The following is a 6,773-nucleotide window of genomic DNA, read 5'->3' on the forward strand; positions in this document are numbered from 1 at the left end:
CACCGTGGTGCTGTCCCTGCCGGTGGACCGGGCCGGTGCCGCGTGAGCGGAGCCGGCGAGGGGGCGATGTGACGAAGGTGCTGGTGGTCGACGACGAGCCGCAGATCGTGCGTGCGTTGCGGATCAACCTGACCGCACGCGGGTACGACGTGTCGACGGCGGCGTCCGGCCAGGAGGCGCTGCGCGTGGCGGCGGCCGCCAAGCCGGACGTGGTGGTGCTGGATCTGGGCCTGCCGGACATCGACGGCACCACGGTCATCGAGGGCCTGCGTGGCTGGACGAGCGTGCCGATCATCGTGCTCTCGGCCCGCGCCGACTCGGGTGACAAGGTGTCCGCACTGGACGCCGGCGCGGACGACTACGTGACGAAACCATTTGGCATGGACGAGCTGCTCGCCCGGCTGCGGGCGGCCGTGCGCCGGGCCTCGGCCGCCCCGTCGGCGGCCGGCGAGGACGCGGTCGTGGTCACCCCGGCGTTCACGGTGGACCTGGCCGCCAAGAAGGTCCTCCGCGACGGCGCCGAGGTCCACCTCACCCCCACCGAGTGGGGCGTGCTCGAACTGCTGGTGCGCAACCGGGGCAAGCTCGTGGCGCAGAAGCAGCTCCTCCAGGAGGTGTGGGGCCCGACGTACGCCTCGGAGACGCACTACCTGCGGGTGTACCTGGCCCAGCTGCGCCGGAAGCTGGAACCGCGGCCGTCCCACCCCCGCCACCTGCTCACCGAGGCCGGCATGGGCTACCGCTTCGAGCCCTGACCCCGCGAGTCGCGCGGGTCAGCTGGCGGCGCGTTTGACGGTGCGCATGAGCGGGGCGGTCTCCACGGTGTGCACGTCGTCCAGGGTGCCGACGCGTTCGGTGAGGTAGCGGTAGAGGTCGGCCGAGTCGCGGCAGATGACCGTCGCCACCAGGTTCGTGCGGCCGGTGGTGACGGCGGTGAACGACGTTTCGGGGTGTGCCGCGACGGCCGCCGCCGTGGCCGCCAGACCGGTCGGCCGCACGGTCAGCCACAGGCGCGCCTCGGCGTGGTAGCCCAGCGCCGCCGGCAGGACGTCCAGGTCCAGCACCAGGACACCCGCCCGCCGCAATCGGGTGACCCGGCGGCGGGCGGCCGACTCGGACTGGCCCAGCTCGGTGTAGGGGGTGCGGCCGTCGCGGGCGAGGGCGGCGAGGAGGGCGTGGTCGTCGCCGTCGAGGGTCAGCGGCTCCTCGGCAGGGGGTTCGGGGGTCAGCCGAGCCGCCTGGGCCTCGGTGAGGTGGCGGATGCCGGCCCATTCCGTGGCGACGCCGCCGAGGACGGCGTGGGCACTGACGTCGAGCACGCGGGTGCTGCGGGGGAGCTTGTCCATCAGCAGCGCGTCGCGGGCCGCGGTGTCGGTGGACTGGAGGTTGCAGGAGATCTCCGTGCCGCCGGAGAGGATGTGCACCCAGAACGTGTCCGGCCGGCGGGCGAGCGCGGCCGCGACGGGTGGGGCGACGTCCGGGGTGCAGCGGATGCGGACGGTCCACGAGGGCCGTCCGATCAGGAGGCCGTTGGCGGAGCCGACCACGCGCATCACTCCGGCCTGGCGGAGCCGCCGGTAGCGGCGGGCGACCGTGTTCTCCGAGACGCCGAGCACCGCGGCGATCGCCGCGAACGGAGCGCGGCCGTCGAGGTGCAGGGCGTGGATCAGGCCGCGGTCGACCTCGTCGACGGATTCCATCTCCACACGGTAGTCCGATGACGGATATCGGCGCCTTCCGCCCGCTGGCTGGCGGCTCTCGGTCGGCCGGCGCTTGGGTGGCCGCATGATCCTGGTGACTGGAGCGACCGGCAACGTCGGTCGGCAGGCGGTGGCGCAGCTGTGCTCGGCCGGTGTGCCCGTCCGCGCGTTGACGAGGAACGCGACGGCGACCTTCCCCGACGGCGTCAAGGTGGTGCACGGCGACCTCCGCGACCCCCTCGACCTGCGCGGCGTCGACGCCGTCTTCCTGATGTGGCCGCTGCACACGGCGGCGGCGCTGCCCGGGGTGCTCGACGCGGTCGGCGGCCGGCACGTGGTGTACCTCGGCTCGGGTGGCGTGCGTGACCTGACCATGGCCGAGCAGGCGGCCCTGGTGGCCGGCTGTCCGCGGTGGACGGTCATCCAGTCGAGCACGTTCGCCGTCAACGCGCTCTGGTGGGCGCGGCAGCTCCGCGCCGGCGACGAGGTGCGTGGCGCGCACGGCGACCTGGCGATGGCCATGCTGCACGAGGCGGACATCGCGGCGGTGGCGGTGCGGTCGCTGCTCGACGGGCGGCTCGGCGAGACGTTCGACATCACGGGGCCGGCGGCGCTGACGCAGGTCGAGCAGGTGCGGGTCATGAGCGAGGTGCTGGACCGGCCGCTGCGCTGGGTCGAGCTACCGCGTGCCGAGGCCAGGGCACAGCTGCTCGCCGACGGCCTACCGGGATCCTTCGTGGACGTTCTGCTGGACGTCTACGCGGTGATGCCCCGGCGTCCGACCGTGACGGCGACGGTCGCGGAGGTGACCGGCCGGCCGGCGCGGACGTTCGCGGAGTGGGTGACCGACCACGCGGCGGAGTTCACGAGGACGCGCGGATGAACGCCACGGCGGCGCGTTGTGCGGTCCCGTCCCCCCGGTGATCACACCTCGACCTCGCCGACCCGGGCGGTCACCCCCTACTGCCCGGTGCGGAAGTGAGCCTACTGCTGCCTCGGGCGCTCGGCGTCGAACTTGAGCGCGCCGAGCCGGTCGGCCAGCTTCTCGACGACGTCGGAGACGAACCTGTCGTAGTCGATCTGCACCGGTGTCGGCGACTTGATCGCGGCGATGATGTTGGGCTCGTCGTCGGTGAGCTGTCCGATGATGTTGGACACGTCGGCGCCCAGCACTCTCAGGTCCTCGAAGCCCTGCTGGACCGTGGGGTCGCCACCCCTCTGGGCGATCCAGTACTGCAGGCCTTCCAGCTCCTTCTCGTCCTCGACGTGACGGCGGGTGAGGCCGTCGCCGACCCAGACCCGGGGGCCGTCCTTCTCGAGGGCGAGGATGAGGTTCTTCATGGGGTCCTCCCTTTCTGCGTTCCCCAGTAGCGCGGCGAGCTGGCCGCGCGTGCCGCGGTAGGCGTTGGCGTCGATCGGTTGGTGGCCCGCGACGCGGACCGAGCTGGTGAACTGGAGTACGGCGACGTCGAGGCCGCCGTAGCCGGTCCAGTAGCTGGCTGGGACGTCCGCCCACTCGTCGAGGAGCGACCCGACGACGTTGTCGGGGTAGCGGGACGACCAGAGCGGCGGCAGACCGGCGAGTGACGGTGAGCCGAGCTGCTGCCAGTACCAGCGGGGGATGTAGGACAGCGGCACCCGGTAGCCGGCGGCGCGGAGGCGGTCAACGAACTCGCGGACGAGCGCGATGCCGCCGGAGTTGGCCTCCACGTCGGGGATGACCGGGACGTCACGCGGCACCACGCGCGCCACGTTGGCCACCTGGGCGGCGGCCGACGCGTTGGAGCGCACGTAGTGGTAGGCGGCGACCAGCAGTCCCGCTTTGCGTGCTTCCGCGAGGTTCGCCGCGAAGGCCGAGTCGACGAACGACGCGCCCTCGCTGCTTTTCATGAATACGAACTCAATGCCTTCTCCCCGGCATTGCGCCAGATCCAGCCCGAGATCCTGATGGTGCGAGATGTCCAGGCCAAACGTCACCATGTATATCTCCTCCTACCAGCCCCGTCGTTGACGTTGCTCGCGTGGTAGAGGTGGGTTTTTAACATCCGTACGGACGTAGCTGCGTACTAGATTCGTCATATCGTAAAGTACTGGATTCGCCCTAACGGGACTATTCCATTCAGACCACATCTTGGCGCGCGTCCGACTGCCCTTAGGGGCGGAAATCAGAAACCGAAGTCCTGCACCCAGTAGAAGCCGTCACGGTCGAGCCCGACGCCGATGGCGTTGAGGTCGCAGTTGAGGATGTTCGCGCGGTGGCCGGGGGAGTTCATCCACAGCTCGACGACGTCGTCGGCCGTCCGGGCACCCTGGGCGATGTTCTCCGCACCCGGGCTCGAGTACCCCGCGTTGCGAATCCGCTGGTCGAAGGTCACCCCTTCGGGGGTCGTGTGCTGGAAGTAGTCACGCGCGGCCATGTCGGAGGCGTGCTTCTGCGCGGCCGTGGTGATGTTCGCGTCGATCGTGAGCGGACCGCAGCCGGCGTCCTCGCGGGCCGTGTTGGTGAGGGCGACGACCTGCGCCTGCGCCGAGGCGTCCGGCGCCGACGGGGTGGCGGGCGGGGCGGGATCGGTCGTCCGAGGGGGCGGCGCGGCGGTGGTGGTCTCGGGAGGAACCGGCGGTGGCGTGGTGGACGGCGGTGGCGTGGTGGACGCGCTGGACGGCGCCGTCGAGGTCGCGCTGGCGGTGGTCGCGGGTTGGTCGCGGCTCCCGCTGGAGTCGCTCGGCCGCTCGCCGGTGAGGTTCACGCGCAGCTGGCCCCCGTCCGCGCTGGACCCGGCGGCCGGACCGGCCACGAGAGTGGCCGCCCCGGCGACGAGCGCACCCGCGAGCAGAGCGGTGAGTGCCGGCAGAACTGGTCTTCGCCCACGCATGGCGGGGGAAGTTACCACCAACGGGCACAGTTGATAACAACAGAGTGACGATTAATCCACTGAAATGGTGACAACAGGGCGCTTGTGGCGGGGAAGGCAGGCGCTCCGACCAGGCCATTCCGCCGGCTGGGCGGCAGGCGTCCGAGGCGCGATCACGGCACCGAGGAAGCCATCGAGACCTTGGACCTGGCGTGGTGCCGCTTCGTCCACATCGCCGCGGACCACGGCCCGTACGGCAGCCGGCGGGACGAGCGCGTGCGGCACGAACTGGGAGCGCACCCGACTGGGAGGGCGGCGGGTTCTTGCTCCGGGCGGGCTTCGAGGCCGGGTGCGCGTTGCTCGGGTCGCTGCCAGTGGCCGCCGCTTCTCGGAAGGCGCGTTCGGGACATCCCGGTGTAGCACCTCGCCCGCGCATCCGGGCCAGGTCGGCGGCGGAGTGGCCGGCTACGAGCTGGGTGGGGTGCTCGGCGGCGTGGTGGTCGTGGTGGTCGTTGTCGTGGTGGTGGTCGTGGGCGGGTGGGTGGGCTGCGTCGGTTGCGTCGGCTGTTGCGTCTGCGGGGGCTGCCCACCGCCGGCCGGGGGCCTGGTGGTCGTCGTGGTGGTGGTCGTCGACTTCTTCTTCGAGGTCGTGGTGGTCGTGGTGGTCGACGACTCGGCTGCCGAGCTCGACGGCGTCGTGGTGGTGGTCGTCGTCGTGAGGTAGGTGCTGCCGTCCGTCGAGGAGGTGTCCCGCACCTGTACCGAGTCCTGGCTCGTCCGCTCCGGCTGGGCCGACTCGCCACCGCCACCCGCTAGCATGGCGACCGTCGCGAAGGCGGTCGACACGACCACGCCCGCGACACCCAGCGCGAGATACGGCGTTCGGCGCAGCCCGCTGCCCTCGTCGGCCGGTGGCCTCTCATCCATTCGGTCCTCGGGTCCGAGCATCCCGCGCCTCCTACAATCACTGCGCGACCGACCGGTCACAGCGCGGCAACGTATCAGATCTACTCACTGCGACCTCACGCGAGCGTCCATGTCACCGAACGTACGACTCACCGCCTGGGTGCACGGCCACGTGCAGGGCGTGGGATTCCGCTGGTGGACCCGCAGCCGGGCGGCCGAGCTGGGGCTCGTCGGCTACGCCAGCAACCTGCGGGACGGCCGCGTGGAAGTGGTCGCGGAGGGTGCCAGGGAGACCTGCGACAAGCTGCTCGAGCTCCTCCGGAGTCCCGGCACGCCCGGCCGCGTCGAGCTGGTCGTCGAGCGGTGGTCGGACGCCAGGGGAAACGTGACCGGGTTCGTGGAGCGCTGAGCCCCGCGCGGCGATCGTCGTCACCGGTGGAGCGCCCACTGAACCATTCGGCGCGGCATCGCGTATGACTGGTGCGTGGGGAACACCCCGGACCAGGAAGACGAGCTCATCCGTGAGCTCTACAGCCGATACCGTCGACCGCTCTACGGCTACGTGCTGCGTGCGGTCGGTGGCGATCATCAGTACGCCGAGGACGTCGTGCAGGAGACGCTGCTCAGGGCGTGGCGCAACGCCGACTCCCTGAACCCCGAGCACGCGGGGCCGTGGTTGTACACCGTGGCGCGCAACCTCGTGGTCTCCGGCTACCGCAAGCAGAGCGCGCGGGTCGACGAGGTGCCGATCCTGGAACGGGACTGGGCACGCCCGACCGACGAGTTCGACCGGGTGCTCCAGGGTTGGCAGGTCGCGGAGGCCATGCGGGCGCTGTCCGCGGACCACCGCGCCGTGATCGGCGAGCTGTTCTACCACCGGCGAACCATCGCCGAGACCGCCAAGAAGCTCGGCGTGCCGCCGGGCACCGTCAAGTCGAGATCGTTCTATGCGTTACGCGCGTTGCGCGACGCGCTCGAGGAGCGGGGGGTGACCGAGCCGTGACCTGCCAGCACACGATGACACTGGGTGTCTATCTGCTCGGTGCCCTGGACCCGGCCGAGCGCTCGGCGTTCGAGTCGCACCTGCCCTACTGCGAGATCTGCCGGGGCGAACTGGTCCGGCTCGCCCCGCTGCCGGGCCTGCTCAACCAGATCACCCCGGGGGACTTCGCCGACAACCTGCCGCCGACGGGTGTCGAGGGCATGGTGGTCACGCGTGTCCACCCGATCACCGAACCGGTCGCGATCCCCGTCCAGGCGCTGGCGCCCCAGGCGCAGCCCGTGCCGACGCCGAGGCCCTGGTCGACGCCGAAGA

9 protein-coding genes are annotated in these 6,773 nt (G+C 71.2%); 5 read left to right on the forward strand and 4 right to left on the reverse strand.

Annotation, left to right across the window (positions count from 1 at the left end):
• Positions 1-68 precede the first annotated feature (68 nt).
• Positions 69-755, forward strand: coding sequence for a response regulator (locus tag ACJ73U_RS03315; protein ID WP_407776004.1), 687 nt, complete (start codon positions 69-71; stop codon positions 753-755).
• A gap of 18 nt (positions 756-773) precedes the next feature.
• On the opposite strand, the gene ACJ73U_RS03320 is transcribed toward ACJ73U_RS03315, so the two are convergent.
• Complete coding sequence (locus ACJ73U_RS03320) at positions 774-1,700, reverse strand: Lrp/AsnC family transcriptional regulator (protein ID WP_407776005.1); 927 nt, start codon at positions 1,698-1,700, stop codon at positions 774-776.
• An 85-nt stretch (positions 1,701-1,785) separates the two neighbouring features.
• On the opposite strand from ACJ73U_RS03320, the gene ACJ73U_RS03325 reads away from it, so the two are divergent.
• Positions 1,786-2,583: an NAD(P)H-binding protein gene (locus ACJ73U_RS03325; RefSeq protein ID WP_407776006.1), complete on the forward strand. Its 798-nt coding sequence runs from the start codon at positions 1,786-1,788 to the stop codon at positions 2,581-2,583.
• Positions 2,584-2,684: 101 nt separating this feature from the next.
• Here ACJ73U_RS03325 and ACJ73U_RS03330 read toward each other — a convergent pair whose 3' ends face one another.
• From ACJ73U_RS03330 to ACJ73U_RS03340, 3 genes are all read right to left on the reverse strand, one after another.
• Complete coding sequence (locus ACJ73U_RS03330; protein WP_407776007.1) at positions 2,685-3,680, reverse strand: glycoside hydrolase family 25 protein; 996 nt, start codon at positions 3,678-3,680, stop codon at positions 2,685-2,687.
• Positions 3,681-3,865: 185 nt separating this feature from the next.
• A complete protein-coding gene (locus tag ACJ73U_RS03335) occupies positions 3,866-4,573 on the reverse strand; it encodes a CAP domain-containing protein (RefSeq protein ID WP_407776008.1) in 708 nt (235 codons plus the stop codon).
• 444 nt (positions 4,574-5,017) lie between these two features.
• Positions 5,018-5,479, reverse strand: a complete 462-nt coding sequence (locus ACJ73U_RS03340) for a hypothetical protein (RefSeq protein ID WP_407776009.1) — start codon at positions 5,477-5,479, stop codon at positions 5,018-5,020.
• Between the two features lie 109 nt (positions 5,480-5,588).
• On the opposite strand from ACJ73U_RS03340, the gene ACJ73U_RS03345 reads away from it, so the two are divergent.
• The 3 genes from ACJ73U_RS03345 to ACJ73U_RS03355 form a co-directional block, all read left to right on the forward strand.
• Positions 5,589-5,867 (forward strand): acylphosphatase, encoded by a 279-nt coding sequence (locus ACJ73U_RS03345; protein WP_407776010.1) that lies wholly within the window; start codon positions 5,589-5,591, stop codon positions 5,865-5,867.
• Between the two features lie 75 nt (positions 5,868-5,942).
• Positions 5,943-6,461 carry a sigma-70 family RNA polymerase sigma factor gene (locus tag ACJ73U_RS03350; protein ID WP_407776011.1) on the forward strand — a complete coding sequence of 173 codons (519 nt, stop codon included), beginning with the start codon at positions 5,943-5,945 and terminating at the stop codon, positions 6,459-6,461.
• Positions 6,458-6,773: anti-sigma factor family protein (locus ACJ73U_RS03355; protein ID WP_407776012.1), on the forward strand; the 316-nt coding region annotated here is incomplete at its 3' end. The genes ACJ73U_RS03350 and ACJ73U_RS03355, both read left to right, overlap by 4 nt.

This window comes from Actinophytocola sp. (assembly GCF_045807065.1).
GTDB lineage: Bacteria > Actinomycetota > Actinomycetes > Mycobacteriales > Pseudonocardiaceae > Actinophytocola.